The organism is Streptomyces sp. NPDC012794, from assembly GCF_042901085.1.
In the GTDB taxonomy this organism is placed as follows: Bacteria; Actinomycetota; Actinomycetes; order Streptomycetales; family Streptomycetaceae; genus Streptomyces.
In genome coordinates this window covers 412325-437398 of sequence record NZ_JBIBCI010000004.1, presented here as the reverse complement: position 1 = coordinate 437398, position 25074 = coordinate 412325, and the positions used below count along the sequence as shown (strand labels likewise).

Sequence of the window (25074 nt, the reverse complement as noted above, 5' to 3'; positions counted from 1 at the left end):
TACCCACCCCCGCAGACCCCGTCCGGAGCACCCGCCCCGCCACACCCCGCCCGCCCAAGCCGGACACCGCCGGCCGCCGCCCCGCCGGGGCTACTATTCCGGGCCGAATGTGATCTGCCTCCTGTGGGGCGCCTCACCGCCCCACCCCCCGAACCTCACCCCCCGTATCCGTCCGGGGCCTTTGTGATGCGTGTCCCGGGTCACTTCCGGGCCCGGATCCGAAGGTAACGGGCGCGTCGAACGCCGCTTTCCTCGTCGCCCGGCGCAACGCCTTCAGCAGCGTCCCCCCGAGCGTGAGCGTCAGGACGACCGTCAGCGCCGCCCGCCCCAGGTCCCAGCCCACCGAAGTCGCCAGGCAGTACGCGACGAAGCGCGCCAGGTTCTGCGGCACCGGATCGCCGGGGTGGAAGGAGATGCCCTGGCCCATGCCCTGCAGGATCACCCAGCCCTGGAGGTTCATGACCGTGCCGTACGCGAAGGAACCCAGGAACCCGTACGCGGCGAGCATCGCGAGCTCGGCCCGCCCCCGGATCCTCCCCGGCCCGGGCAGCAGCCCGGCGCCCAGCGAGAACCAGCCCAGCGCCAGCATCTGGAACGGCATCCACGGCCCCACCCCGCCCGTCAGCAGGGCGGACGCGAACATCGTGACGGAGCCGAGGACGAAGCCGAAGCCCGGCCCGAGGACCCGGCCGCTGAGCACCATCAGGAAGAACATGGGCTCCAGCCCGGCCGTGCCCGCCCCCAGCGGCCGCAGCGCCGCCCCCACGGCGGCGAGCACCCCGAGCATCGCGACGGCCTTGGAGTCCATTCCGCCGTCGGCGAGGGTCGCGATGACGACGGCCACCAGGAGGGGGAGCAGCGCGGCGAAGAGCCACGGGGCGTCCTGGGAGTGCGCGAGTCCGGACTGGCGGTCGGCGAGCAGGGGCCAGCCGAAGGCGGCGACGCCGATGAGGGTGACCAGGAGCAGGGCCGCGGCGGCGCGGGGGCCGACGCGGACGGGACGGGTGGGACGGGCGCGGGTCATCGGGAGTCCCCGAGGGCGGCGGCGACCTGGGGCACGGTGAGCCAGTGTCCCGGGGCCAGGATCTTGGCCACCTGCGGGGCGAAGGCCGGGGAGGACACCACGACCTCGGCCGTCGGGCCGTCCGCGACGACCTCTCCGCCCGCCAGGATCACCACCCGGTGGGCCAGCTCGGCGGCCAGCTCCACGTCGTGCGTCGCGAGGACGATGGCGTGGCCCTCGGCGGCGAGGCCGCGCAGCGTCTCCACCAGACGGGCCTTGGCGGCGTAGTCCAGGCCGCGGGTCGGCTCGTCCAGCAGCAGCAGGGCCGGCCGGCCGGTCAGCACCAGTGCCAGCGCCAGCGTCAGCCGCTGGCCTTCGGACAGGTCCCGGGGATGGGTGTCGTCCGGTACGCCGGGCAGCAGGGCGGTGACCAGGGCGCGGCAGCTCCCGGGCGCGGCCCCGGCGTCGGCGTCGGCCGCGGCGCACTCGGCGGCGACGGTGTCGGCGTAGAGGAGGTCGCGGGGCTCCTGCGGGACCAGGCCGACGCGGCGGACCATCTCCGGCGGCGGGGTGCGGTGCGGGGTGAGGCCGCCGACGGTCACCTGGCCGGCGGAGGGGGCGAGGGTGCCGGTGAGGGCGGCGAGGAGGGTGGACTTGCCGGCGCCGTTGCGGCCCATGAGGGCGACGGTCTCGCCGGGAGCCACCCGGAGGGTGACGTCGTGGAGCACCTCGGCGCGGCCGCGGCGGACGCCGAGACCCGTGGCGATGGCGGCGGCGGTGGTGTCACCCGGCCCGGCCGGGGCGTCGGCGGCCGGGGCGCGGCGCCCGAGCCGGGCCAGCCGGCTGAGGAGGCCGGGGGCGGCCGCGTCGCACGGTCCGGCCGTGCTGCGTACGCCGGCGGCGCTTCCGGAGGCACCGGCGGGCGCGGCGGGCCCCCCGCCCGGGGGCGCGGCGACGGCCACCGGGCCGCCCGGGGTCCGGGACGGGCCCGGGGACGAGAACGCGGCCGGGCCCGAGAACGCGGACGGCTGCGGCAGCTCCCCCGCCGCGGGTGCGGTCACGGACGACAGGCGGGCCCTGAGCGGAGCCGCACGCCGGCGGGCGTCGCGGACGGAGAGGGGGAGCGGGCTCCAGCCCGCCAGGCGGCCCAGGGAGACCACCGGGGGGTGGACCGGGGAGACGGCCATGATCTCCGCCGGGGAGCCCAGGACCGGGGCGGCGCCGGGGGACGGGAGGAGGAGGACGCGGTCGGCGTACTGGACCACCCGCTCCAGGCGGTGCTCCGCCATCAGCACCGTCGTGCCCAGGTCGTGCACCAGCCGCTGGAGCACCGCGAGGACCTCCTCGGCCGCTGCCGGGTCGAGCGCCGACGTGGGCTCGTCCAGCACCAGTACGCGCGGGTGCGTCGTGAGGACGGAACCGATCGCCACCCGCTGCTGCTGCCCGCCCGACAGGGAGGCGATCGGACGGTCGCGCAGTTCGTTCAGGCCGAGCAGATCGAGCGTCTCCTCCACCCGGCGGCGCATCACCGACGGCCGCAGCCCCAGGGACTCCATCCCGTACGCCAGCTCGTCCTCCACCACGTCCGTCACGAAGTGGGCGAGCGGATCCTGCCCCACCGTGCCCACCACGTCCGCCAGCTCGCGCGGCATGTGCGTACGGGTGTCCCGGCCCGCCACCGTCACCCGCCCGCGCAGCGTCCCGCCGGTGAAGTGCGGGACCAGCCCCGACACCGCCCCCAGCAGGGTCGACTTGCCGACCCCCGACGGGCCGACCAGCAGCGTCAGCTCACCCTCCGGGAGGGTGAAGTCCGCGTCCCGGAGGGAGGGGTGCGCGGCGCCGTCGTACGTCACCGACACCTGCTCGAAGCGGATCAACGGGAAGACTCCTCGGGAGGTACGGGGGCCACGAAGGCCGGGAGCAGACCGATCAGGACCGCCGCCGCCGGCCACAGCGGCAGGGCGGGCGCGACCAGCGGGACCACGCCCGGCCGCAGCCCCTCCGGGTCCAGCGAGCCCGCGTGGATCAGCAGCGCCGCGACGGCCGCCCCGGAGCCGGCGACCAGCCAGGCCCGCACCCCCCACCGGTCGGGCCGGTAACGGGTGCGGACGCTGCGCCGCCCGCCGAGCCGCAGCCCCGCGAGGGCCAGCACGAGGCCGATGCCGAGCACGGGCAGCCCGAACGCGGCGCCCTCCGCCGCGAGCAGCCCGTACGTACCGGCGCACATGCCGAGCAGTCCGCCGAGGGTGAGGGCGTTGGTGGTGTACCGCACGGCCGGCGCCACCCGCGCGGTACGCCCGTACCCGCGCGCGTCCATCGACGCGGCGACCGCCACCGAGCGCTCCAGCGCCCCCTCCAGCACCGGCAGCCCGATCTGCAGGACCGCCTTCACCCCGCCGGCGGGGCGCCCGCGCAGCCGGCGGGCGGTCCGCAGCCGGGCCACGTCGGCGACCATGTTCGGCGCGAAGGTCATGGCGACGACCACCGCCACCCCCGCCTCGTACAGCGCGGCCGGCAGCGACTTGAGCAGCCGGGCCGGGTTGGCGAGCGCGTTGGCGGCACCGACGCAGATCAGCAGGGTGGCCAGCTTCGCGCCGTCGTAGAAGGCGAAGACCAGCTGCTCGGCGGTGACCCGGCCACCGAACCTGATGCCCTGCGCCCAGTCGGGCAGCGCGATCCCGGGCAGGGTGAAGAGGGTGTGCGAGCCCGGAATCGGGGAGCCCAGCAGCACGGAGAAGACCAGCCGGAGCCCGATGACGAAGAGGCCGAGCCTGAGGAAGGCGCCGTAGGACCGCGCCCACGGCGCTTGCGTCCGGCGCGCCGCGACCACGTACCCGGCGACCCCGACGATCAGCCCGAGCAGCAGCGGATTGGTGGTCCGGGAGGCGGCGGTCGCGAGCCCGAGGGCCCACAGCCACCAGGCCCCCGCGTGCAGGGCGTTCCCGCGCCGTGCCTCGGGGGCCCGCCAGCGCCGTTCCTTTTCGTACGCGGGCCCGTGCGGGGGGCCGGCCCGCCCGGCCGCACCCCGCCGGGCCGGGGGTGCGCCGGCACGCGCCCCGCCGTGGGTGGGGCGCTCCGTCATCGCCTGCGGCGGCGGGACTGCCAGACGGTGGCGGAGCCCAGGGCGAGCAGCGCCGCGATGCCCAGGAACAGGCCCGCCGAGGGGGTGGAGGAGCCGCCGTCCGAGGAGGCCGACGATGCCGGGGCGGAGGCCGAAGGCTTCGGCTCCGCGTCGGGGAGCGGCTCGCCGCAGCCCGTCCTCGGGTAGCCGGAGATCCCGCAGAGCAGGGCCGCGCCGTTGTAGCGCAGCGGCTTCGCCACCTCCGCCAGGGCCTCGGCCGCCGTGGCACCGGGCGCCAGCTGTGCGCAGGCGGTGCGCGGGGTGTCCTGCGGCACGCCCTCGCCGTCCGGGGCGTCCCCGGGCACGCCGAAGTCGATGACCAGCGCCACGCGCTTCCTGCCGTCCACCGGGGCGGTACCGCCGCAGACGGCCTGGAAATCGGCGCCGGCGCGCGGCTGGGCCGCCTCGGCGGCGGCGTCCTTGCTGACCGAGAAGCGGAAGCCGAGCGTGGCGCCGTCCACGGGACGGGCCGTCGAGGGGCCCTGGGTGGCGTACGTCCAGCGGCCGTCCGCGCCGTCCCAGAACGACCAGTAGCGGTAGCTCGCCGCCAGGGCGGGGGCGGCCGCGAACAGGGTCAGCGCCAGACCCAGTACCCCGAGGAGGCCGAGGGCTCCGGCGACCGCGCCGGCCCGTGTCCCCCGCGTACGCGTACGGCCGCGGATCACGGCTGGTTCTTCTTGCGGCGGCCGCTCAGCAGGATGCCGATGCCCATGCCGGCCGCGGCGCCCGCGCCGACGATCCACCAGACGTTCCCGTTGCCGGAGCCGGGCTTGTCCTCGCCCTCCACCGTCTGCGGTTCGGTGCCGGCGACGGCTTCCGGGGCCGGACCGGTGGCGTTCAGTGCCGCCACCAGGTCGACGCCGCCGAAGGCCTTCGGGTCGGTACCCGTCGCGTGGGCGGTCAGGACCAGGGTGGCCAGCGCCGCCGGGTTGCGGTTGGCCCAGGCGGTGGAGTTCTTCTGGAGCCACTCCAGGGCGCCCGCCGCCGCCTGCCGGTGTCCGGCCGCGGCCAGGGCGATCACCGCGTCGGCGGTGTTGCCGGTGTCGGCGGTCGGCTGGTCGGCGCCCGGGGTGACGGCCGTCAGGTGGCCGTCCTTCTTCAGGGCCTCGGCCAGGTAGCCGGCCGCGCCCCGGGCCGCGCCCGCCGGGTCGGCGGAGCCGGCCGGGCAGGCCGGCGCGGCGGCCGGGGTGTCCGTGGCGGCCGGGTCGACGACCATGCCCTTGCCGAGGCCCGCCAGCGTGGCCGCGGCGGTGGCGTCGGCGTTCGCGGCGAGCTTGCCGTCGGCCGGCTGGTACCCGAAGGCACCCCGGTCCGAGGCAGGCTCGGCGGAACAGCCCAGCTGGAAGGAGAGCAGCCCGTCGTACGCCGACTTACCCGCCTTCGACTTCACCTCGGCCGGCTTCTCGCCCGCCACGGCCAGCGCGCTGATCACCAGGGAGGTGGAGCTGCCCTCGCTGGGGGAGCCCGGGACGTAGGCCCAGCCGCCGTCCTCGTTCTGTACGGACTTCAGCCAGTCCGTGGCCTTCTTGACCTCGGCGTCCTTGCCGCCGAGGGCCTTCAGGGCCTGCACGGCGACCGCGGTCGCGTTGGTGTCGTACATCGTCTTGTCGTCGCACGGCGCGGCCGCACGGAAGGAGGCGAAACCACCGCTCGGGCACTGCTGGGAGACGAGGAACTCCACCGCCTGCGCGGCGGGCTTCACACCGGCCGTCCGCTGGGCGAGCAGGGCCAGGGACTGCCGCCACACCCCGTCGTACGTCGGGTCCGCCTTGCCGAACAGGCCGGCCGGCAGGGCCGGGGAAGCGGCGGGGGAGGGCGGCGGCGTGTCGGCGAGGGCGGCGGGAGCGGCGCCCACGCAGAGCACGGCGGATGCGACGAGCGCGGCGGCGCTGCGGCGGACGTTCATGGCGGGGAGGGTGCCTCTCGTACGGGGGGCGGGAGACAGGCACGCGCAGGCACCGGGCTCCGGCTCCGTTTACCTCGACGGTGCCGGCCGCCGGAGGACCCGGCGGCACGAGCCGCGCACCTCCGGTACGGGGCATTCCGGCTGCCGTCCCGCGTACTGCGGGCCGGGTCACGGTTGCGGGTCAGCGCCGGATTCGCACCGGCTTCCCCCCGTACGGAAGTGTGGACGACGGCCCTACTCTACCGGCCCGTAACTCACCGCCCCGGTGGCTCGGGCCCTCCGCCGGCGGCCCCCGGCCGGCGGCGCGGCGGTCTACAGCGCCCGGTACGCCACGGGATCCGTGCCCGGGACCGCCTCCGCCCGGCCCTGCTTCACCAGCCGCCGCAGATGCGCCTCCGCTTCCGAGACGGCGATGTTCCGCGAGCCGTACGGGATCTGCTCCCAGGGCCGGTTCCACTCCATCCGCTCCGCGAGTCCCCAGGGGGTCAGGGGCTCGGCCAGCAGCCGCCACAGCCCGGCCAGCCGGTCCTCGTGGTGCTCCAGCAGCTCCCGTACGCGGGCGGGAGCGTCGGTGAAGGCGTACTGGTGGGCCGGGAGCACCTCGGAGGGAGCCAGGCGGCCGACGCGTTCGAGGGAGTCGAGGTAGTCGCCGAGGGGATCGGTGACACGGGTGTCGCCCGGGGCCTCGTACAGGCCGATGTGCGGGGAGATCCCGGGCAGCAGGTGGTCACCGGAGAAGAGCCGGCCGTTCCCGGGGAGGCCGGCCGGGTGGGCCTCCTCCAGGTGCAGGCAGACGTGGCCGGGGGTGTGCCCCGGGGTCCAGACCGCGCGCAGCCGGCGCCCGGGGAGGGGCAGCAGCTCCCCGGGCACGATCTCCCGGTCGGGCACGGCGGCGCTCAGCCCGGGGAGGGTACGGACGCGCCCGCCCTCCCGGGCCGCGCGGAGTGGAGCGATGTGCTCCTCGGGGGCCCCGGCGGCTGCCAGCTTCTCGCTCATGTAGTCGAACCAGACGGCGGGCTCGGCGGAACGGGTCCGTACGACGACCTCGGCATCGGCGGCGTGCATGGCGATCCACGCCCCGGAGGCCTCCCGCACCCGGCCGGACAGGCCGTGGTGGTCGGGGTGGTGGTGGGTGATGACGACGCCGTGGACATCGGCGACGGCGGTACCGAGCGCGGCGAGCCCGGCGGTGAGGGTGTCCCAGGAGGCGGGGTCGTCCCAGCCGGTGTCGATCAGGACGGGCCCGCGGTCGGTGTCGAGGACGTGCACGAGGGTGTGGCCGAGGGGGTTGTCGGGGATGGGCACCTTGATGGCCCGGACGCCACCGCCGTGGTCGGTGATGTGGGGGGTGGGGTGGGGGTGGGGAGGGGTTTCGGGGGTTGGTCGGGGGATGGGTTGGGGAGTGGTTTCCGTCATGGGGGCTCTCCCTGGGGCTCTGGGCGAGGGCTGGGGTGGGGTGAGATAAGCGAGAACGTGTTGCAGTAGTAGCCCAAGTCGACCATCTGTGGGGCTTTCTGGCCAGCAGTGAGATCGCGTCGAGCAGTTGACGTCCGTGTCGCCGACCGCGCCCCGACCGTGGACTCCTTGAAGTAGAACTGGTATCAGTTCTGCGACAGCGGTGAGATCGTGCGCAGCTCCTGGAGGCATCGGACATGACCGAGCTCGTGGAACACGGCCAACTGTTCATCGGCGGGGAATGGACGGATCCGCTGGGCACCGGCACCATCCGGGTCGTCTCCCCCCACACCGAGCAGGTCATCGGCAGCGTCCCGCACGCCTCCGAGGCCGATGTGGACCGGGCCGTGACCGCAGCCCGCAAGGCCTTCGACGAAGGCCCCTGGCCCCGCCTGTCACTGGAGGAGCGGACCGCCGTCGTCTCCCGGATCAAGGACGCCATCGCCGTCCGGCACGAGGAGATCGCCCGCTCCATCAGCTCCCAGAACGGCTCCCCGTACTCCTGGAGCGTCCTCGCCCAGGCGCTCGGCGCCATGATGGTGTACGACTCCGCCATCAAGGTCGCCGCCGCATACCCCTACGAGGAGCGCCGTCAGGGCGCGCTCGGCCCGATCCTCGTACGCCGCGAACCGGTCGGGGTCGTCGCCGCCGTCATCCCGTGGAACGTCCCGCAGTTCGTGGCCGCGGCGAAGCTCGCGCCGGCGCTGCTCACCGGCTCCTCGGTCATCCTGAAGCCGTCCCCCGAAGCCCCCCTGGATTCCTTCATCCTGGCCGAGATCGCACGGGAGGCCGGGCTGCCGGAGGGGGTGCTGTCGGTGCTGCCCGCCGACCGGGAAGTCAGCGAGTACCTGGTGGGGCACCCCGGCGTCGACAAGGTCGCCTTCACCGGCTCCGTCGCCGCCGGCAAGCGGGTCATGGAGGTCGCCGCCCGCAACCTGACCCGGGTCACCCTCGAACTCGGCGGCAAGTCCGCCGCCGTGATCCTGCCGGACGCCGACCTGGAGAGCACCATCGCCGGGATCGTCCCGGCGGCCTGGATGAACAACGGCCAGGCCTGCGTCGCCCAGACCCGCATCCTCGCCCCGCGCGGCCGCTACGCGGAGGTCGCCGAAGCCCTCGCGGCAGCGGCCGGCGCCCTGGTCGTCGGCGACCCCCTCGACCCGGCGACGCAGCTCGGGCCGCTCGTCGCCGAGCGTCAGCAGCGGCGCTCGCTGGACTACATCCGGATCGGTCAGGAGGAGGGCGCGAAGGTCCTGGCGGGCGGCGGCCGCCCGGCGGGCCTGCAACGCGGCTGGTACGTGGAACCGACCCTCTTCGGCGACGTCGACAACTCGATGCGGATCGCCCGCGAGGAGATCTTCGGCCCCGTCGTGTGCCTGATCCCGTACGGGGACGAGGCGGAGGCCGTACGGATCGCCAACGACTCGGAGTTCGGCCTGAGCGGCAGTGTCTGGACGGCCGACGTGGAACACGGCATCGACCTCGCGCGGCGTGTGCGTACCGGCACCTTCAACGTGAACACCTTCAGCCTGGACATGCTGGGACCGTTCGGCGGCTACAAGAGCAGCGGCGTCGGGCGGGAGTTCGGCCCGGAGGGCCTGAGCGAGTACCTGGAGCACAAGATGATCCACCTCCCGGCGGGTGCCTGATGGGGGACCGCTGGCAGGTCGAGGTCGACCGGGGGGTCTGTATCGGCTCGGGCATGTGCGTGAGCCACGCCCCCGACGCCTTCACCCTCGACTCGGCCCGCCAGTCCCACCCCCGCTCTCCGGAAACGGACGCCAACGAACCGACGCTGGCGGCCGCCGAGGGCTGCCCGGTGGAAGCCATCCTCATCACCCTGTCCCCCTCGGGGGAGGCGGTGTTCCCGCCGGAGGAGTGAGGAGTGAGGAGTGAGGGGTGGTGGGGTGGGCGGGGGCTGCGGGGAGCGGGGTTTCGGCGGGGCGGTCTCAGGGCGGGTTGGGGGTTTCCCGTCAGTCCCATCGTCCTTCCGTGTCGTGCCGGCCCGTCAAGGGCGCTCACTTCGTTCGCGTCGCTACGCGATGGCCTTCGGCCACCCTTGACCGACCAGCCCGCCCCGGAAAGCCGAAAGACTGCCGGGAACCCCCCAAAAGAGCGGTCACGGGGCAGGAATGGGAGGGGCGGGTGTCTCAGTGATGAGGCGAGGGGCCGTGTGCCGGTCCGCCGGGCATCCGGGCTCCCAAAGACCCTCGGCGGCCCACCCCGGCGCGTCAGATCGCTACGCGCTCCTCCCGGCTTGGCGTCCGACGGTCGTTATGGGCTGATACCCGCACCACATGTCGATCAGGGCAGCATCCGGGACCGGTGGGCGCGTCAGATCGCTACGCGCTCCTCATCGCTTGGCGGCTGACGGCCGTCTTGGGCTGGTCGTGGCTCACAGGTGCGTGGCATGCAGGGCTTCGAGGGCTTCCCTTGCGGAGAAGGACTCAAGGAGGCGGAGGGTCGGGCCCTGTTCGGAGGCCAGGACGGCGTAGTGCGCGGGAATGAGGGAGAGGTCGCCCCAGGGCTCCTCGACGTGCGCGCGGGCGAGGAGGCGGCCGGACGTGTGCCGGATCCAGGGGATGACGAGGAGATCGGCCAGGTCCGGGTAGGGCAGGGGGGTGGTGGTGGGGTGTTCGACGATTTCCACCGGGCTGGGGAGACCGTCACCCTGGCAGGCGAGCAGACGGGAAGCGATGTCCCGCCGCACACCCCAGCTCTCCGCGATGACGGAGATCTCCACGCGGGTGGTCTCACTGATGGCCACCTGGTGTTCGAGGAGACCGCACACCAGCAGGTCCAGTCCGGCCTCCTGCTCGCCGATGTCCCAGCGGACCTGGACCTCGCGCCCCTCGGCATCCGGCAAGAGGCGGACGAAGTGGTTCCATACGTCGGCTTCAGCGATCATCCGGAGAGGCTAACGGTCAATCCCATTGCGGTGATCACCTCCGTGGCGAAACGATGCGCCCATGGATCAGCCGAAAGACACCATTGACTGTGAAGGCTTCGTCCTGCGGCGCTGGCGGGAGAGTGACTTCGATGCTCTCCTCCGCCTGAGCGAAGAATCCCTCGACCACCTGAGTCCGTGGATGCCATGGGCAAGCTCCCACACGCCGCAGCACACCCGGGACTTCCTCGCCGGCTGCGATCCGAACTGGCGCAGCGGTGAGGCGTACAACTACGCGATCACCGTGAACGGCCGGCCTGTGGGAAGCCTCTCCCTCTACCTCGCCGACGAACCGCAGGGACGCGCCGTCGGCTACTGGCTGCACCCGGCCGCCACCGGCCGGGGCATGGCCACCCGGGCAGCGGCGGCCGCAGTCCGCGAGGCGTTCGCCCTGCCGGGCGTGGAGTACGTCGAGATCGCCCACGATCCGGCCAATTCCGCCAGCGCCGCCGTCCCCAAGCGCCTGGGCTTCACGTTGTCCTCGCAGGACGCAACGGACGTCATCTGGCGACTGCACACGCCACCAGCAGCCGATTGGCCCGTAGCGATCTGACGCGCCCACCGGTCTCGGATGCTGTCCTGTTCGTCATGTGGTGCGGGTATCGGCCCAGGACGGTCGTCGGACGCCATGCCGGGAGGAGCGCGTAGCGATCTGTCGCGTCTGCCGGTCCCGGATGCTGTCCTGTTCGTCATGTGGTGCGGGTATCGGCCCAGGACGGTCGTCGGACGCCATGCCGGGAGGAGCGCGTAGCGATCTGACGCGCCGGGGTGGGCCGCCGAGGGTCTTTGGGAGCCCGGATGCCCGGCGGACCGGCACCCGGCCCCTCGCCTCATCACTGAGACACCCGCCCCTCCCATTCCTGCCCCGTGACCGTTCCTTTGGGGGCTTCCCGGCAGTCCTTGTCTTTCCGGGGCGGGACGGCCTGTCAAGGGTGGCCGAAGGCCATCGCGTAGCGACGCGAACGAAGTGAGCGCCCTTGACGGGCCGGCACGAACCGGAAGGACGATGGGACTGACGGGAAACCCCCAAACCAGCCCTGACACGGCCCAACAGGACCCCGCCCCCTACACCACAATCAGGCCTTTCCCGTGGATCCGCCCGCAGTTCCCCCCGCGGCCCCGCCCGCCCCCGCCCCCGTCAGGTCGATCAGCCGGCACACCGTCTCGATGTCGATCTTCACCTGGGCGATCGACGCGCGGCCCGAGAGCCAGGTGATCAGGGCCGAGTGCCAGGTGTGCTCGATGACCCGGACCGCCGAGAGCTGTTCCGCCGTCGGCGGGGCGTCGAGGCCCATGGCGTCCAGGATGATCGCGGTCGTCAGCCGCGAGACCGTGTCCACCTCGGGGGAGACGCTCCGGTCCGCGAAGGTCAGGGCGCGCACCATCGCGTCCGCGAGGTGCGGTTCCCGCTGGAGGGCGCGGAAGGCGCGCATCAGGGTTTCCGCGACGCGGGCCGCCGGCTCCTCGCCCGCCGGGGGGCGCTTGCGCAGGGTCGTGTGCATGTGCTGGAGCTGGTCCTGCATGGTGGCCACCAGCAGGTGCACCTTGGACGGGAAGTAGCGGTACAGGGTGCCCAGCGCGACGTTCGACGACTCGGCGACCTCCCGCATCTGCACGGCGTCGAAGCCGCCCCGGCTGGCCAGCTGCGCGCTCGCGTGCAGGATGCGGCGCCGACGCGCCTCCTGGCGTTCCGTCAGGGGAGGCGTCACGGCCTTCGCTTCCGCTGTCATGTGTCCCGTTCCTGGCGTTCCGTGTCGTCGCGGCGGCTGATTCCGGGATGGTCCGGGGGCCAGCATGTCAGGCGTCCGAGCCGTGGCGCGAATCACCTGCTCCGCCTCTTACGGTGCGGTTTCCGGCCGGTAGATTCAATGGTCTTCAGAGGATCAAGTCTGAAACTTGTTCTACATTATCCGAGCGGTTACGCTCCGGCGAAAGTGCAGGGAGAAGGGGGCCGAGAGTGACCGCAGAGGCCATGGTGACGAGCCCTTTCGTGGGTTCCGCCACTGACGGCGACCGCCCGTTGCGCATCGCACTCCTCACCTACAAGGGGAACCCGTTCTGCGGCGGCCAGGGCGTCTACGTCCGGCACCTCTCCCGGGAGCTCGTCAAGCTCGGGCACTCCGTCGAGGTCATCGGCGCCCAGCCCTACCCGGTGCTCGACACCGGTGCCACGCTCACCGAACTGCCGAGCCTGGACCTGTACCGCAGCCCCGATCCGTTCCGTACGCCCAAGCGTGACGAGTACCGGGACTGGATCGACGCCCTCGAGGTCGGCACGATGTGGACCGGCGGCTTTCCCGAGCCGCTGACCTTCTCGCTGCGCGCCCGGCGCCACCTGCGCGCCCGCGCGGGCGAGTTCGACGTCATCCACGACAACCAGACCCTCGGCTACGGCCTGCTGGGCGATCTCGGCGCGCCCCTGGTGACCACCATCCACCACCCCATCACCGTCGACCGCAAGCTCGACCTCGCCGCCGCGAAGGACCGCAAGAAGCGCGCCTCCGTGCGGCGCTGGTACGCGTTCACGCGCATGCAGGGACGCGTGGCCCGGCGGCTGCCGTCGGTGCTGACCGTCTCCGGTTCCTCCCAGCAGGAGATCGCCGAGCACCTCGGTGTGCGCGGCGACCGCATCCACGTGGTGCACATCGGCGCCGACACCGACCTCTGGTCGCCGGACCCCTCCGTCCCGGAGGTTCCCGGGCGGATCGTGACGACCTCCAGCGCCGACGTCCCGCTCAAGGGGCTCGTCCACCTCGTCGAGGCCCTCGCCAAGCTCCGTACCGAGCAGCCCGGCGCCCACCTCGTGGTCGTCGGCAAGCGCGCCGAGAGCGGGCCCGTCGCCCGCGCGATCGAGACGTACGGGCTCCAGGACGCGGTGCGGTTCGTCAAGGGCATCACCGACGCCGAGCTCGTGGACCTGGTGCGCAGTGCCCAGGTCGCCTGCGTGCCCTCCCTGTACGAGGGCTTCTCGCTCCCGGCGGCCGAGGCGATGGCCACCGGCACCCCGCTGGTCGCCACCACCGGCGGGGCCATCCCCGAGGTGTCCGGCCCCGACGGGGAGACGTGCCTGGCCGTGCCGCCCGGCGACGCGGGGGCGCTGGCCGTCGCGCTGGGCCGGCTGCTGGGCGACGCCGGGCTGCGCGCCCGGCTGGGGGCCGCCGGGCGCGAGCGGGTCCTGACCCGGTTCACCTGGGCCAAGGCCGCCGAGGGCACCGTCGCGCACTACAGAGCCGCCGTCGCGCGGGCGGCCGCCGCCCGGACCCGGTGAGCTCCGGAGCCTGCCCCAGCGCACCACCGAGACCCGAAGCACCCGAAGCACCTGAATGAACCCGGAGCGCCCCCACCACGTCGAGCGCCCCGGGCACCACCCGGCAGTTCTTCTCATCCGCAACACCCTTCACCCCCGTGACCGCGAAGGCAGGACCCCGTGCTGACCGTCGATTTCTCCCGGTTCCCGCTCGCCGCAGGCGACCGTGTGCTCGATCTGGGCTGCGGCGCAGGCCGGCACGCCTTCGAGTGCTACCGGCGCGGCGCCCAGGTCGTCGCCGTCGACCGCAACGGCGAGGAGATCCGCGAGGTCGCCAAGTGGTTCGCCGCCATGAAGGAGGCCGGTGAGGCCCCGGCCGGCGCCACCGCCACCGCCATGGAGGGCGACGCCCTGGCCCTGCCCTTCCCGGACGAGTCCTTCGACGTCGTCATCATCTCCGAGGTCATGGAGCACATCCCCGACGACAAGGGCGTGCTCGCCGAGATGGTCCGCGTGCTCAAGCCCGGCGGCCGCATCGCGGTCACCGTCCCGCGCTACGGCCCGGAGAAGGTCTGCTGGGCGCTCTCCGACGCCTACCACGAGGTCGAGGGCGGCCACATCCGGATCTACAAGGCGGACGAGCTGCTCGGCAAGATGGAGGCCGCGGGCCTCAAGCCGTACGGCACCCACCACGCGCACGGCCTGCACTCCCCCTACTGGTGGCTCAAGTGCGCCTTCGGCGTCGACAACGACAAGGCGCTGCCCGTCAAGGCGTACCACAAGCTCCTGGTCTGGGACATCATGAAGAAGCCGCTGGCCACCCGCCTCGCCGAGCAGGCCCTCAATCCGCTCATCGGCAAGAGCTTCGTGGCGTACGCGACCAAGCCCCACCTGCCCGTCGGCGCAGCCGGCTCCGCCCAGTGAGCTCGCCGGGGCGCACCGTACCGGAACACCTCGTCCTGGACGGCGTACTGACCGCCGAACAGGCCGCGCGGACCGTGGAGGGGATCCTGGCCGCGCAGCGCGCGGACGGGGCCATACCGTGGTTCCGCGGCCACCACCTCGACCCGTGGGACCACACCGAGGCGGCGATGGCCCTGGACACGGCGGGCGAGCACGAGGCGGCCGAGCGGGCCTACGCCTGGCTGGCCCGGCACCAGAACCAGGACGGCTCCTGGTACGCGGCGTACGCGGACCGGCCCGACGGCGTGGACACGGACGCGCCGCAGGACGCGAGCCGGGAGTCCAACTTCGTCGCGTACATCGCGGTCGGCGTCTGGCACCACTACCTGGCCACCGGCGACGACACCTTCCTGGACCGGATGTGGCCGGCGGTCGTCGCGGCGGTCGAGTTCGTCCTCGCGCTCCAGCAGCCGGGCGGCGAGATCGGCTGGAAGCGGGAGGCGGACGGCACCGTCGTCACCGACGCCCTGCTGACCGGTTCCTCCTCCATCCACCAGGCGCTGCGCTGCGCTCTCGCCATCGCGGACCACCGGGGCGACCCGCAGCCGGACTGGGAGCTGGCGACGGGCGCGCTCGCGCACGCGATACGCCGGCACCCGGAGCGGTTCCTGGACAAGGACCGCTACTCGATGGACTGGTACTACCCGGTCCTGGGCGGGGCGCTGTCGGGCCCGGAGGCGAAGGCGCGGATCGAGCGGCGCTGGGAGGAGTTCGTCGTCCCGGACCTCGGGGTGCGGTGTGTGCTGCCGAACCCGTGGGTGACGGGCGGCGAGTCCTGCGAGCTGGCGCTGACCCTGTGGGTGATGGGCGAGTCGGACCGGGCGCTGGAGGTCCTGCGCTCGATCGGGCACCTGCGCGCCGAGAACGGCATGTACTGGACGGGTTACGTCTTCGAGGACCGGGCGGTGTGGCCGGTGGAGCAGACGACCTGGACGGCCGGCTCGCTGCTGCTCGCGGTGGCGGCGCTGGGCGGGGACGAGGCGACGGGGGAGGTCTTCGGCGGGCTGGCCCTGCCGTCGGGCCTGGAACCGGACTGCTGCCGCTGACGTCCCCCGGGGGACCCCCGAACGGGTCCCCCGGGTGGTGGGACCGGGTGCCGGGGGTGAGGCTGCGGGGGACACCTCAGTCCCCGGAGGAAACCGTGGCCGTATCCGCAACCGTCCGTATCCGTAGAGCCCTCACGGCGGTGGTGCTGTCCACCGCGCTGCTGGCCGGTGCCACCGCGTGCGGCAGCGGCGGCGACCGGGGGCAGCGGGGGGAGATCTCCTCGGCCGCCGCCGCCGAGCTGGCCGTCCTCGCCGTGGCGGAGACGGACGCGGCCGCCGCCGACGAGCTGGCCGCCGTGACGCCCACGCCCGGCACCGAGGCCGAGAGGCAGAAGTTCGCCAAGACGCGGTTCGTCGCCAACGCCGGGCTCGCGGCCGGGGCGACGTACCAGTGGATCGTCAAGCCGTACCGCGAGGGCAAGTTCAAGAAGGGCGCGAAGGGGCGTACGTTCGCGCTGATCAAGGCGGGGCTGGCGGGGGCCTTCGCCTACAACCGGCTGAAGGCGGCCGCCGAGAACGCCAAGGGCGACCCGCTGCTGTCGAAGGCCATGGGTCCGCTGACGGCGGGCATCGACTCCCTCAAGGGGCTGGGCAACAAGCTCCGCAAGGGCGAGGCGGGCGACGCCGACATCGACGCCTTCGACAACGTCATCAACGGGGTCAAGGAAGCCGGCAAGAACGCGGGCGCCGTGGTGACGGACAAGGTGCCGAGCACCTCGCAGCTGACCGGCTGAGCCGCCCGCCTGTTTCAATGGCGGTGTGATCGAGTTCCTGTTCCTCTCCCTCGCGGCCGGCGGGCTGGGCTGGCTGCTGCGGCGCAGGCACCGGCAGCGGCTGGAGGCCGGCAGTCCCGCCGGGATCCCGGGCATGGCCCGGATCCCGGCGGGCGAGGGCCGTTGGCGCCCCGGCCGGCTGTACGCGGACCAGGGCGCGGCCCGCTGGCAGCCTGCCCGGCGCCCGGCCGTGCCCCTGGCCGGCGCCCGGGCCACCGCCGTCCGGGTGCCCTCCGTGCGGGAGGGGATCTCCATCAACCCGGGCTCGCGGATCGTGGCCTGCGCCCTGGAGGGCGGGGGGACGATGGAGATCGCGGTGATGCCGCTGGACCTGCGCGCGCTCCTCGAAGCCGTGCCGGAGGAGACGACCTAGACCCGGCTCAGGCGTTGAGCTCCGCCAGCACCCTCAGGGTGTGCGGGTCCGGGGCCGTGACGAGCAGGTCGGTGACGGGGCCCGCGCGCCACAGTTCGAGGCGTTCCGCGATCCGTTCGCGGGGGCCGACGAGGGAGATCTCGTCGGCGAAGGCGTCCGGGACGGCGAGCACCGCCTCCTCCCTGCGTCCCTCCAGGAACAGTTCCCGGATGCGCCGGGCCTCGGCCTCGTAGCCCATGCGGCCCATCAGGTCGGCGTGGAAGTTCCGGGTGGCGTGGCCCATGCCGCCGATGTAGAAGCCGAGCATCGCCTTGACGGGGAGCAGCCCTTCGGCGACGTCCTCGCAGACCTGGGCACGGGCCATCGGGGCGATCATGAACCCGTCGGGCAGGTCCGTCAGCGCGGCCCGGTAGACGTCGGTGCGCGTGGGTGACCAGTAGAGGGGGAGCCAGCCGTCCGCGATGCGGGTGGTCTGGGCGATGTTCTTGGGGCCCTCGGCGCCGAGCAGCAGCGGGAGGTCCGCGCGCAGCGGGTGGGTGATGGGCTTGAGGGGTTTGCCGGTGCCCGTGCCGTCCTGGCCGCGGTAGGGGTGGCTGTGGAAGCGGCCGTCCAGGGTGACCGGGCCGTCGCGGCGCAGCACCTGGCGGACGACGTCCACGTACTCGCGGGTCGCGGTGAGCGGGCTCGCGGGGAACGGGCGCCCGTACCAGCCCTCCACCACCTGCGGCCCGGACAGACCGAGGCCGAGCATCATCCGGCCGCCGGAGAGGTGGTCGAGGGTGAGGGCGTGCATGGCGGTGGCGGTGGGGGTGCGGGCGGCCATCTGGGCGATGGCGGTGCCGAGCCGGATGCGGGAGGTGTGCGCGGCGATCCAGGTCAGCGGGGTGAAGGCGTCGGAACCCCAGGCCTCGGCGGTCCACACCGAGTGGTAGCCGAGGCGTTCGGCCTCGGTGGCGAGGCCGAGGTGGGCGGGGGCGGGTCCGCGGCCCCAGTAGCCGAGTGCGAGTCCGAGGCGCATGTACGGTCCCCTCCGCGAAGCCGGATCTGACGGTACGTCAGGTAACGTCAGGCGACTGTAGGGCACGCGCGCCCCGCCGGGAAGTACGGAACGGCCCCCCTCCCCGCGCGGGGAGGGGGGCCGTACGCCGTGGTCCGGGCGGGGCGGTCAGCCGCGCTGGATCCCGGAGATGTCGTTCAGGAGGCCGCGGCGGCCGTCCTGGGTCTGCGCGATCAGCGCCGAGGGGCCGCGCTGGTCGACGGCCAGGTACCAGGTGCCCGGGGCCAGTTCCGCGATCGGGACGGGGGAGCCGTCCTCCCCGTACAGGGGACGCGCCACCGGCACGGCGAACCAGAACGGCGTGAAGTCCGCCGCCGGCGCGGCCGGAGCGTCCTGCGGGCCGGGCGCCGGGGTGCCCCCGTACGGCGGGGCGGGCTGCGGGTTGGCGCCGTAGGCCTGGGGCTGCTGCCCGCCCGGGTAGCCGTACCCGGTGCCGGGCTGGCCGCCGTACGGCTGGGGGGCGACGGGCCGGGGCTCGGGCACGAGCGGCCCGGCCAGCGCGGGGATCTTCGCACCGGCGACGGCCACGCCCGCCAGCGCGAGGTTGGCGAGGAAGGCGATGATGCAGCCGGCGCCCAGGTCGGCCCGGGCCGGGCTGGTGATCAGCGACCACAGTGCCGCCCAGGCCGCCGCCACGGCCAGCACGGTGCCCCACGCCGTCAGGGTCAGGCCCCCGAGCTTGCGGCCCTCGGGCAGGAAGCGGGCACCGATCAGCAGGCCGGCGGCGATGAACCCGGTCAGGAAGATGGTGGGCAGCGCCAGCCCGTAGACGTCGGTGTCCCACGCACTCGGGAGGTCCAGGCCGGTGGCGGAGTAGAAATCGAGGAACGAGGCGATGAACAGCAGCACCGCTGCTCCGATCACCACGCCGTCACCTCGAGTGAGGGAGCGGATGTTCACGTCTTGGGGTGTCCTTCTCGGTCTTGGCTGGGCGGAGCGGGCGCCCCCATGGTACGGAGCTTCGCGCGGCCGAGAGGATCGGGGCGGCGAGCCGCCCCGGGACGACTGCCCGTGAACTACCCGCCCAGGAAACCGACGATGCCGTCGGCGATGCCCTGCGCCGCCTTCTGCCGCCACTCCGGACTCATCAACTGCGCCGCGTCCTTGGCGTCACGCATGTTGCCGCATTCGAGGAACACCTTGGGCCGGGTGGAGAGGTTGAGCCCGCCCAGGTCGTCGCGGACCACCAGCCCGGTGCCGCTGCCGAGGTAATTGGCCGGGGCGGAGCCCGTGGTGCGGCCGAAGTTGCGCGCGATGCGCTCACCGAGGTCGCGGGAGGGGCCGACGATCTTCGCGGTGTCCGCCGCCCCGCCCTTGACCAGGGCCGGGAGGATGACGTGGAAACCCCGGTTGCCGGCGGAGACGCCGTCGGCGTGGACGGAGACCACGGCGTCTGCCGCCGCCTCGTTGCCGATCCGGGCCCGCTCGTCGATGCAGGGGCCCCACGGGCGGTCGGCCTCGTGGGTGAAGACCACCTTGACGCCCTTGGCCTCCAGCAGCGCGCGCGCCCGGCGGGAGACGTCGAGGGTGAACTCGGCCTCCTTGTAGCCGGAGTTGGTCGTGGTGCCGGTGGTGTCGCACTCCTTGCGGTGGGTGCCGACGTCCACCAGCTTGTTGATCTCGGAGCCGTGCTGGAAGTTGCCCGTGTTGTGGCCGGGGTCGATGACGACGGTCCGGCCGGCGAGCGGGCCCTTGGCGGCCGTGGGGGCCTGGGCGTCGGCGCCCGGGGCGGGGCTGTGGGCCGGCACCTGCGCCGGGCTGGGCGAGGCGCTGGACTTCGCGTCCGTCGAGCCCGTGGCGTGCGAGGCGGTGAGGGACGGGCCCTCGGGCTGCCGCCCGTCGGCCCCCGGCCCGGTCAGCACCTGGGCCAGCACCCAGCCCGCCAGACAGGTCGGGGCCAGCGCCGCCAGGGCCACAGTGAGGGCGGGCCGACGCGCGAACCAGGGCCGGTCCGGGCTGATCGAGGACCGGGACTCGGGGAGCGGGGGGCTTTCGTCGTAGCGCACGTCGCGATGCTAGAACGCCCGCCCGGGCCCCGTACGGACCATGGGCCATCCGGGGGCGTGGTGTGATTGTCGTCCAATGATCCTGGACGGGCGCACCTCCGTCGGCCCCGAGGCCCGGACGTCGATCCCGAGGCCCGGACGTCAGCCTAGATGCCGGCTCCGGTGCGCCGCAGCACGCGGAGGGAGTCCGTCACCGAGACCTCCTCGAAGGCGCCCGAGGCCAGGGCGCGCAGGTAGATCCGGTACGGGGCCTGGCCGCCGTCAGCCGGGTCCGGGAACACGTCGTGGATCACGAGCGTGCCGCCCTCCGCGAGGTGCGGGGCCCAGCCCTCGTAGTCGCCGGTGGCGTGTTCGTCGGTGTGGCCGCCGTCGATGAAGACGAAGCCGAGCTTGCCGCCCCAGGCCGCGGCGACCTGCGGGGAGCGGCCGACGATCGCGATGACGTGCTCTTCGAGGCCGGCCCGGTGCAGGGTGCGGCGGAAGGCCGGCAGGGTGTCCATCAGGCCGATCTCCGGGTCCACGACGGTCGGGTCGTGGTACTCCCAGCCGGGCTGCTGCTCCTCGCTGCCCCGGTGGTGGTCGACCGTGATCGCGGGCACGCCCGCCTCGCGGGCCGCGTCGGCCAGCAGGATCGTGGAGCGCCCGCAGTACGTGCCGACCTCCAGCAGCGGCAGCCCGAGTGCGGCGGCCGCGGCGGCCGCCCCGTACAGGGCGAGGCCCTCGCGTACGGGCATGAACCCCTTGGCGGCCTCGAAAGCGGCGAGGGTCTCCGGCTTGGGAGTGGCGGCCACGGTGGTTCCTCCGGCGGTGAGCGGCTGTGGCGGCCCATGGTGCCCTACCGCCCGGTAGGGCACCATGCCGGGGTCCCGCGCCCTCGCCGCGCGGATGACGGCCGGACCCGGCGGAGCCGCGGGCGGCGGCGGTGGCCGGGCCGGCGGGGCCCGTGCGCGCCGCCCTTACAGGTGGCGGGAGTTGACAGCTCTGTATGATCCCCTCCCGTACCTGGGGAGGGCGGGAGGGGCATGGAGCCGTTAGGGCCGTCGGGCCCGTCGTACGTGGGGCCGTTCAAGGTGCTGGGCGTGCTCGGCGAGGGCGGGATGGGCCGGGTGCTGCTCGGCGCCGCGCCGGACGGGCGGCTGGTCGCCGTCAAACAGGTCCTCGCGCGGTTCGCCGACGACGAGGGCTTCCGCGCCCGGTTCCGGCGGGAGGTCGCCGCGTCCCGGAGGGTGTCCGGGGCCTACACGGCGGCCGTGATGGAATCCGACGCGGACGCGCCGACCCCCTGGCTGGCCTCGGTCTTCGTCTCCGGCCCGTCGCTGGGGGCGGCCGTGGCCGAGGTCGGGGCGCTGCCCGAGGAGACCGTACGCCGCCTCGCGGCCGGCCTGGCGTCCGCGCTCGCGGAGGTCCACCGGGCGGGGCTGGTCCACCGGGACCTGAAGCCCGAGAACGTCCTGCTCACCGAGGACGGCGTCCGGGTGATCGACCTGGGCATCGCACGGGCGGCCGAGAGCGGGGCCGACACCCGGCTGACGCACACGGGACTGGTGATCGGCTCGCCGCCCTTCATGTCGCCCGAACAGGCCGAGGGACGCGAACTCACGGCCGCCAGCGACGTGTTCTCCCTCGGGTCGGTGCTGTACCTGGCGGTCACGGGGCGCCACCCGTTCGCGGGGTCGTCGACCCTCCAGACCCTGTACGACGTGGTGCACGCGGAGCCCGAGCTGTCGGCCGTCCCGGCGGGGCTGCGGGAGGTCGTGGAGCGGTGCATGGCCAAGGACCCCGCCGCCCGGCCGTCCCCGGCGGACCTGTTCGCCCTCCTCGGCCCGGTCGCCCCGTCGGGCCGCCAGCCGTGGCCTCCGGCGGTGCACCGCATGATCGCCGAGCAGGGCGCGGCCATCGACCGCCTGCTGGGCGGCGGCCCGCAGGAACCGGCGACGCTCGTGGCGGAGGCGGAGGCGGAGGCGGAGGCGGTGCCGGAACCGGAACGGGAGCCGGAGCCGGAGCCGATACCGGTACCGGAGCGGGCACCGGCATCGGAGCCCGCGGGGCCGCCGCAGCCGGCGCGGGTCCCGGATCCACGGCCCGCCCTCGTGACCCTGCCGGAGGAGCCGCCCGTCACCGTGGGCGCCCTGGCATCCGCGCCGCCCCGGCGCCGCGTGCTCCGTGTGGCCGGGCCACTGGCGGCGGCCGTCGCGCTGGTGGCGGCCGGTGCCGGCGTATGGGCGTACGGGCAGGGCGGCGGTTCGTGGGGGGAGAAGGTGCACACGAAGCTGGACCGCTGCGACAACGCGTCCGCCAAGCTGCCGCTGCCGCCCGGGGCCGAACCGGCGCCGACGCTGGAAACCGTCCTGCCGGAGCGCGGTGACGGACCCACCACCTCGGTGCGCTGCTACTGGTTCGGCGGGGGGAAGCCCCGAGTGATCGTGGAGTGGTCCCTGAAGCTCAACGGGGAGGGCGGCGGCCGGAAGGGGCGGGAGGAACAGCGGGAGCGGCTCGCCTCGGAGCGGCGGACGGTGCGGGCGGCCGTGGGGACGGTGGAGCAGACGGAGGTGGGGCTCGGCGACGAGACGCTGTGGAAGGACAACTGCGACCTCGTGGTCCGGGACGGGAACCTCAGGCTCTACGTGTGGAGCGGAGGCGATGCGGACCAAAGCCAGGCCGATGACACCGGGTCGGACGAAAGCGGCGCGAGCGGGTCGCCCGCCCCGCCGTCCGGGTGCCGGAAAGAGGCCGTGGACATCGCCCGCGCCGCCCTCGATGCCGTGCCGGCCGGCTGAGGGCGGGGGTTCAGCTCCCGCCGGGCGGCGCCACGCGCCGGCCCGGCCGGCCGCATCCGCTGCACCTCCACCGCTGCTCGGGCGTCGGCGTCGGCGGTGCCCCGCCCCAGCGGCTGCGGCGGTACGAGACGCCCGTCGCGTCACCCGCAAGGGGCGTACGGGGGTGTTGAGAAGAGCCCGTTTCTGACCTTCCGTCAGATTGAAACGTGTTCTACTCTGCCGCGCATGGGCATCGGAATCACGCGGGAACACCGGGAGTTGGCCGACGCCGTGCGCGGCTGGGTGGTGCGGGCCGTACCGCCCGAGGAGGTGCGCAAGCTGCTCGACGCCCCGCCGCGGACGGGGGTCCGGCCCGGCTACTGGGACGGGCTGGTGGAATCCGGGCTGGCGGTGCCCCATCTGGAGGGCGGGACCCTGCTGGACCTGGCCGTCGTGGTGGAGGAGGCCGCCCGGGCGGCGCTGCCCGGGCCCTTCCTGCCGAGCGCGCTGGCCTCCGTACTCCTGGACCGGGCGGGGGCCGAGCCGCTCGACGGCCGTATCGGGGCGGTCGCCCTGGGCCCCGGCACCCTCACCGCCGTCCCCGTCGGAGGCGGCGGGTGGCGGCTGGACGGGGACGCGCCCCCCGTGCTCGGCGCGGGCGAGGCCGACCTGGTCGTCCTCGCCGCCGACGCGGAGGGCGTCACCCGCTGGTTCGCGGTCGACGCCGCCGCGCTCGGCATCCGCACCCACGAGGGCGCCGACCCCACCCGCCCCACCGCCGAGGTCCGGGCGCGGAACGCCATCGTCCCGCCCGGCCGGCTGCTGCGACTCGACACCGCCCTCGTCCGGGACCTGGCCTGCGTCCTCTTCGCCGCCGACGCCTGCGGCACCGCCGCCTGGGCGGTGCACACCGCCGCCGAGCACGCGAGGACGCGCGAGCAGTTCGGCAGCCCCATCGGCCGCTTCCAGGGCGTCAAGCACCTGTGCGCCGACATGCTGGTCCGCCTCGAACAGGCCCGCGCCCTCGCCTGGGACGCCGCGAACAGCGCGGACGACACCCCGCGCGTACGCTCGCTCGTCACCGCCCTCGCCGCCGCGACCGCCCTCGACGCCGCGTACTCCTGCGCCAAGGACTGCATCCAGATCCTCGGCGGCATCGGCTTCACCTGGGAACACGACGCCCACCTCTACCTGCGCCGCTCCCTCGTCGCCCGCCAGCTCCTGGGCCCCGGCGACGGCCACCGCGTCCGCGCCGTGCGCCTCGCCGCGGCCGGCGCCCGGCGCGAGCTGCGCCTCGAACTGCCGCCCGGGGCCGAGGCGTATCGGGCGGCCGCCCGCGCCGCCGTCGGGGCCGCCCGCGGCCTCGACCCGGCCGCCGCCCGCCGGGTGCTGGCCCCCACCGGGTACGCCGCCCCCCACCTGCCGCCCCCGTACGGACTCGGCGCCGGGCCCGTCGAACAGCTCGTCGTCCAGCAGGAGCTGAGGGAGGCCGGCGTCAGGCTCGCCGATCTCGGCATCGCCACCTGGGTGGTGCCCTCGCTGCTCGCCTACGGGACCGACGCGCAGCGCGCCGCCCACGTCCTGCCGGCCCTGCGCGGGGACACGACCTGGTGCCAGCTCTTCTCGGAGCCCGGCGCGGGCTCCGACCTGGCCTCCCTGCGGACGCGCGCCGAACGCGCCGCCGACGGTTCCTGGAAGGTCAACGGGCAGAAGGTGTGGACGAGTTCCGCGCACACCGCCGACTTCGGGATCCTGCTGGCCCGGACCGATCCGGCCGCGCCCAAGCACAAGGGGCTCGGGTACTTCGTCGTCGACATGAAGAACACCCCCGGCATCGAGATCCGCCCGCTCAGGGAGATCACCGGCGAGGCCCTCTTCAACGAGGTCTGGTTCGAGGACGCCGTGCTCCCGGCCGACGCCCTGGTCGGGGCGGCCGGCGGCGGGTGGCAGGTCGCCCGCAACACCCTCGGCAACGAGCGCGTCCACATGGCCGACCAGATGAGCTTCGACGCCGCCCCCGGGCCGGCCGGCCCCAGAGGCCCCTCCGGTCTGGAGGCGCTGATCGCCGGGGCGGCGGAGCTCGACGGCCCGTACCCCGCCCGCATCGGCGCGCTCGCCGCCGAGGCGCACGCCCTCGCCTGCATCGGCCTGCGGACCACCCTCCAGCAGGTGTCCGGGCTGGATCCGGGCGCGGGGGCGTCCGTACGCAAGCTCGTGCAGACCCCCCACCAGCAGCGGACCGCCGAACTGATCCTGGAACTGCTCGGCCCGGCGGGCGCGGTGCGGGAAGGCGCGGGGGAGCGGGCGGTGCACGGGATGCTCATGTCCCGCTGCCTGACCATCGCCGGGGGCACCACACAGGTCCAGCTCAACGTCGTCGCCGAGCGGATCCTCGGCCTCCCCAGGGACTGACGGACTTAC

22 protein-coding genes and 1 riboswitch are annotated in these 25074 nt (G+C 74.2%); of the genes, 10 read left to right on the top strand and 12 right to left on the bottom strand.

Annotation, left to right across the window (positions count from 1 at the left end; all coding sequences use genetic code 11):
* Positions 1–133 precede the first annotated feature (133 nt).
* From ACFY7H_RS10605 to ACFY7H_RS10580, 6 genes are all read right to left on the bottom strand, one after another.
* Positions 134–1024 carry an ECF transporter S component gene (locus tag ACFY7H_RS10605; protein WP_388936051.1) on the bottom strand — a complete coding sequence of 297 codons (891 nt, stop codon included), beginning with the start codon at positions 1022–1024 and terminating at the stop codon, positions 134–136.
* The gene (locus ACFY7H_RS10600) at positions 1021–2880 is read right to left on the bottom strand and encodes an ABC transporter ATP-binding protein (RefSeq protein ID WP_388936049.1); all 1860 of its coding nucleotides are present in this window, start codon (positions 2878–2880) and stop codon (positions 1021–1023) included. The genes ACFY7H_RS10605 and ACFY7H_RS10600 overlap by 4 nt, the downstream gene beginning before the upstream one ends.
* Positions 2877–4085, bottom strand: a complete 1209-nt coding sequence (locus ACFY7H_RS10595) for an energy-coupling factor transporter transmembrane protein EcfT (RefSeq protein ID WP_388936046.1) — start codon at positions 4083–4085, stop codon at positions 2877–2879. The genes ACFY7H_RS10600 and ACFY7H_RS10595 overlap by 4 nt, the downstream gene beginning before the upstream one ends.
* Positions 4082–4789: an SCO2322 family protein gene (locus tag ACFY7H_RS10590; protein WP_388936043.1), complete on the bottom strand. Its 708-nt coding sequence runs from the start codon at positions 4787–4789 to the stop codon at positions 4082–4084. Before ACFY7H_RS10590 ends, ACFY7H_RS10595 begins: the two co-directional genes overlap by 4 nt.
* Positions 4786–6030 carry a prenyltransferase/squalene oxidase repeat-containing protein gene (locus tag ACFY7H_RS10585; RefSeq protein WP_388936041.1) on the bottom strand — a complete coding sequence of 415 codons (1245 nt, stop codon included), beginning with the start codon at positions 6028–6030 and terminating at the stop codon, positions 4786–4788. The genes ACFY7H_RS10590 and ACFY7H_RS10585 overlap by 4 nt, the downstream gene beginning before the upstream one ends.
* 130 nt (positions 6031–6160) lie before the next feature.
* Positions 6161–6239: riboswitch (cobalamin riboswitch) on the bottom strand.
* 103 nt (positions 6240–6342) lie between these two features.
* Positions 6343–7446 carry an MBL fold metallo-hydrolase gene (locus ACFY7H_RS10580; protein WP_388936038.1) on the bottom strand — a complete coding sequence of 368 codons (1104 nt, stop codon included), beginning with the start codon at positions 7444–7446 and terminating at the stop codon, positions 6343–6345.
* A gap of 236 nt (positions 7447–7682) precedes the next feature.
* Here ACFY7H_RS10580 and ACFY7H_RS10575 point away from each other — a divergent pair, with 236 nt between their 5' ends.
* Both ACFY7H_RS10575 and ACFY7H_RS10570 read left to right on the top strand, forming a co-directional pair.
* Positions 7683–9134, top strand: a complete 1452-nt coding sequence (locus tag ACFY7H_RS10575) for an aldehyde dehydrogenase (RefSeq protein ID WP_388936035.1) — start codon at positions 7683–7685, stop codon at positions 9132–9134.
* Positions 9134–9367, top strand: a complete 234-nt coding sequence (locus ACFY7H_RS10570; protein WP_388936033.1) for a ferredoxin — start codon at positions 9134–9136, stop codon at positions 9365–9367. The genes ACFY7H_RS10575 and ACFY7H_RS10570 overlap by 1 nt, the downstream gene beginning before the upstream one ends.
* A 513-nt stretch (positions 9368–9880) precedes the next feature.
* Here the strand turns inward: ACFY7H_RS10570 and ACFY7H_RS10565 are convergent.
* Entirely contained in the window at positions 9881–10393 is a 513-nt protein-coding gene (locus ACFY7H_RS10565; protein WP_388936031.1) for a hypothetical protein, read from the bottom strand.
* A 61-nt stretch (positions 10394–10454) separates the two neighbouring features.
* Here ACFY7H_RS10565 and ACFY7H_RS10560 point away from each other — a divergent pair, with 61 nt between their 5' ends.
* Entirely contained in the window at positions 10455–10985 is a 531-nt protein-coding gene (locus ACFY7H_RS10560; RefSeq protein WP_388936028.1) for a GNAT family N-acetyltransferase, read from the top strand.
* A gap of 523 nt (positions 10986–11508) precedes the next feature.
* Here the strand turns inward: ACFY7H_RS10560 and ACFY7H_RS10555 are convergent.
* A complete protein-coding gene (locus ACFY7H_RS10555; RefSeq protein WP_388936025.1) occupies positions 11509–12162 on the bottom strand; it encodes a TetR family transcriptional regulator in 654 nt (217 codons plus the stop codon).
* 227 nt (positions 12163–12389) lie between these two features.
* Here ACFY7H_RS10555 and ACFY7H_RS10550 point away from each other — a divergent pair, with 227 nt between their 5' ends.
* From ACFY7H_RS10550 to ACFY7H_RS10530, 5 genes are all read left to right on the top strand, one after another.
* Positions 12390–13700 (top strand): glycosyltransferase family 4 protein, encoded by a 1311-nt coding sequence (locus tag ACFY7H_RS10550; protein WP_388936022.1) that lies wholly within the window; start codon positions 12390–12392, stop codon positions 13698–13700.
* A 159-nt stretch (positions 13701–13859) separates the two neighbouring features.
* Positions 13860–14603: a class I SAM-dependent methyltransferase gene (locus ACFY7H_RS10545; RefSeq protein ID WP_388936019.1), complete on the top strand. Its 744-nt coding sequence runs from the start codon at positions 13860–13862 to the stop codon at positions 14601–14603.
* Entirely contained in the window at positions 14600–15688 is a 1089-nt protein-coding gene (locus ACFY7H_RS10540; RefSeq protein ID WP_388936016.1) for a prenyltransferase, read from the top strand. Before ACFY7H_RS10545 ends, ACFY7H_RS10540 begins: the two co-directional genes overlap by 4 nt.
* A gap of 161 nt (positions 15689–15849) precedes the next feature.
* Positions 15850–16422 (top strand): hypothetical protein, encoded by a 573-nt coding sequence (locus ACFY7H_RS10535; RefSeq protein ID WP_388936240.1) that lies wholly within the window; start codon positions 15850–15852, stop codon positions 16420–16422.
* 25 nt (positions 16423–16447) lie between these two features.
* A complete protein-coding gene (locus ACFY7H_RS10530; RefSeq protein ID WP_388936013.1) occupies positions 16448–16834 on the top strand; it encodes a hypothetical protein in 387 nt (128 codons plus the stop codon).
* Between the two features lie 7 nt (positions 16835–16841).
* Here ACFY7H_RS10530 and ACFY7H_RS10525 read toward each other — a convergent pair whose 3' ends face one another.
* The 4 genes from ACFY7H_RS10525 to ACFY7H_RS10510 all read right to left on the bottom strand — a co-directional run bounded on the left by ACFY7H_RS10525 (position 16842) and on the right by ACFY7H_RS10510 (position 20631).
* A complete protein-coding gene (locus ACFY7H_RS10525; RefSeq protein WP_388936010.1) occupies positions 16842–17852 on the bottom strand; it encodes an LLM class F420-dependent oxidoreductase in 1011 nt (336 codons plus the stop codon).
* A 147-nt stretch (positions 17853–17999) separates the two neighbouring features.
* Complete coding sequence (locus ACFY7H_RS10520; RefSeq protein ID WP_388936007.1) at positions 18000–18791, bottom strand: DUF5336 domain-containing protein; 792 nt, start codon at positions 18789–18791, stop codon at positions 18000–18002.
* Positions 18792–18907: 116 nt separating this feature from the next.
* The gene (locus tag ACFY7H_RS10515) at positions 18908–19897 is read right to left on the bottom strand and encodes an N-acetylmuramoyl-L-alanine amidase (RefSeq protein ID WP_388936005.1); all 990 of its coding nucleotides are present in this window, start codon (positions 19895–19897) and stop codon (positions 18908–18910) included.
* Between the two features lie 146 nt (positions 19898–20043).
* Positions 20044–20631, bottom strand: coding sequence for a class I SAM-dependent methyltransferase (locus tag ACFY7H_RS10510; RefSeq protein WP_388936237.1), 588 nt, complete (start codon positions 20629–20631; stop codon positions 20044–20046).
* A gap of 288 nt (positions 20632–20919) precedes the next feature.
* On the opposite strand from ACFY7H_RS10510, the gene ACFY7H_RS10505 reads away from it, so the two are divergent.
* A complete protein-coding gene (locus ACFY7H_RS10505; RefSeq protein WP_388936001.1) occupies positions 20920–22674 on the top strand; it encodes a serine/threonine-protein kinase in 1755 nt (584 codons plus the stop codon).
* Between the two features lie 225 nt (positions 22675–22899).
* Positions 22900–25065 (top strand): acyl-CoA dehydrogenase, encoded by a 2166-nt coding sequence (locus ACFY7H_RS10500; RefSeq protein ID WP_388935998.1) that lies wholly within the window; start codon positions 22900–22902, stop codon positions 25063–25065.
* Positions 25066–25074 lie beyond the last annotated feature (9 nt).

Bases quoted from the DNA above. Each gene is read 5' to 3' on its own strand.
- ACFY7H_RS10565 (WP_388936031.1), bottom strand. From the start codon at position 10,393: ATGATCGCTGAAGCCGACGTATGGAACCACTTCGTCCGCCTCTTGCCG.
- ACFY7H_RS10595 (WP_388936046.1), bottom strand. From the start codon at position 4,085: ATGACGGAGCGCCCCACCCACGGCGGGGCGCGTGCCGGCGCACCCCCG.
- ACFY7H_RS10525 (WP_388936010.1), bottom strand. From the start codon at position 17,852: ATGCGCCTCGGACTCGCACTCGGCTACTGGGGCCGCGGACCCGCCCCC.
- ACFY7H_RS10510 (WP_388936237.1), bottom strand. From the start codon at position 20,631: ATGCCCGTACGCGAGGGCCTCGCCCTGTACGGGGCGGCCGCCGCGGCC.
- ACFY7H_RS10575 (WP_388936035.1), top strand. From the start codon at position 7,683: ATGACCGAGCTCGTGGAACACGGCCAACTGTTCATCGGCGGGGAATGG.
- ACFY7H_RS10605 (WP_388936051.1), bottom strand. From the start codon at position 1,024: ATGACCCGCGCCCGTCCCACCCGTCCCGTCCGCGTCGGCCCCCGCGCC.
- ACFY7H_RS10560 (WP_388936028.1), top strand. From the start codon at position 10,455: ATGGATCAGCCGAAAGACACCATTGACTGTGAAGGCTTCGTCCTGCGG.
- ACFY7H_RS10505 (WP_388936001.1), top strand. From the start codon at position 20,920: ATGGAGCCGTTAGGGCCGTCGGGCCCGTCGTACGTGGGGCCGTTCAAG.
- ACFY7H_RS10570 (WP_388936033.1), top strand. From the start codon at position 9,134: ATGGGGGACCGCTGGCAGGTCGAGGTCGACCGGGGGGTCTGTATCGGC.
- ACFY7H_RS10555 (WP_388936025.1), bottom strand. From the start codon at position 12,162: ATGACAGCGGAAGCGAAGGCCGTGACGCCTCCCCTGACGGAACGCCAG.
- ACFY7H_RS10585 (WP_388936041.1), bottom strand. From the start codon at position 6,030: ATGAACGTCCGCCGCAGCGCCGCCGCGCTCGTCGCATCCGCCGTGCTC.
- ACFY7H_RS10500 (WP_388935998.1), top strand. From the start codon at position 22,900: ATGGGCATCGGAATCACGCGGGAACACCGGGAGTTGGCCGACGCCGTG.
- ACFY7H_RS10580 (WP_388936038.1), bottom strand. From the start codon at position 7,446: ATGACGGAAACCACTCCCCAACCCATCCCCCGACCAACCCCCGAAACC.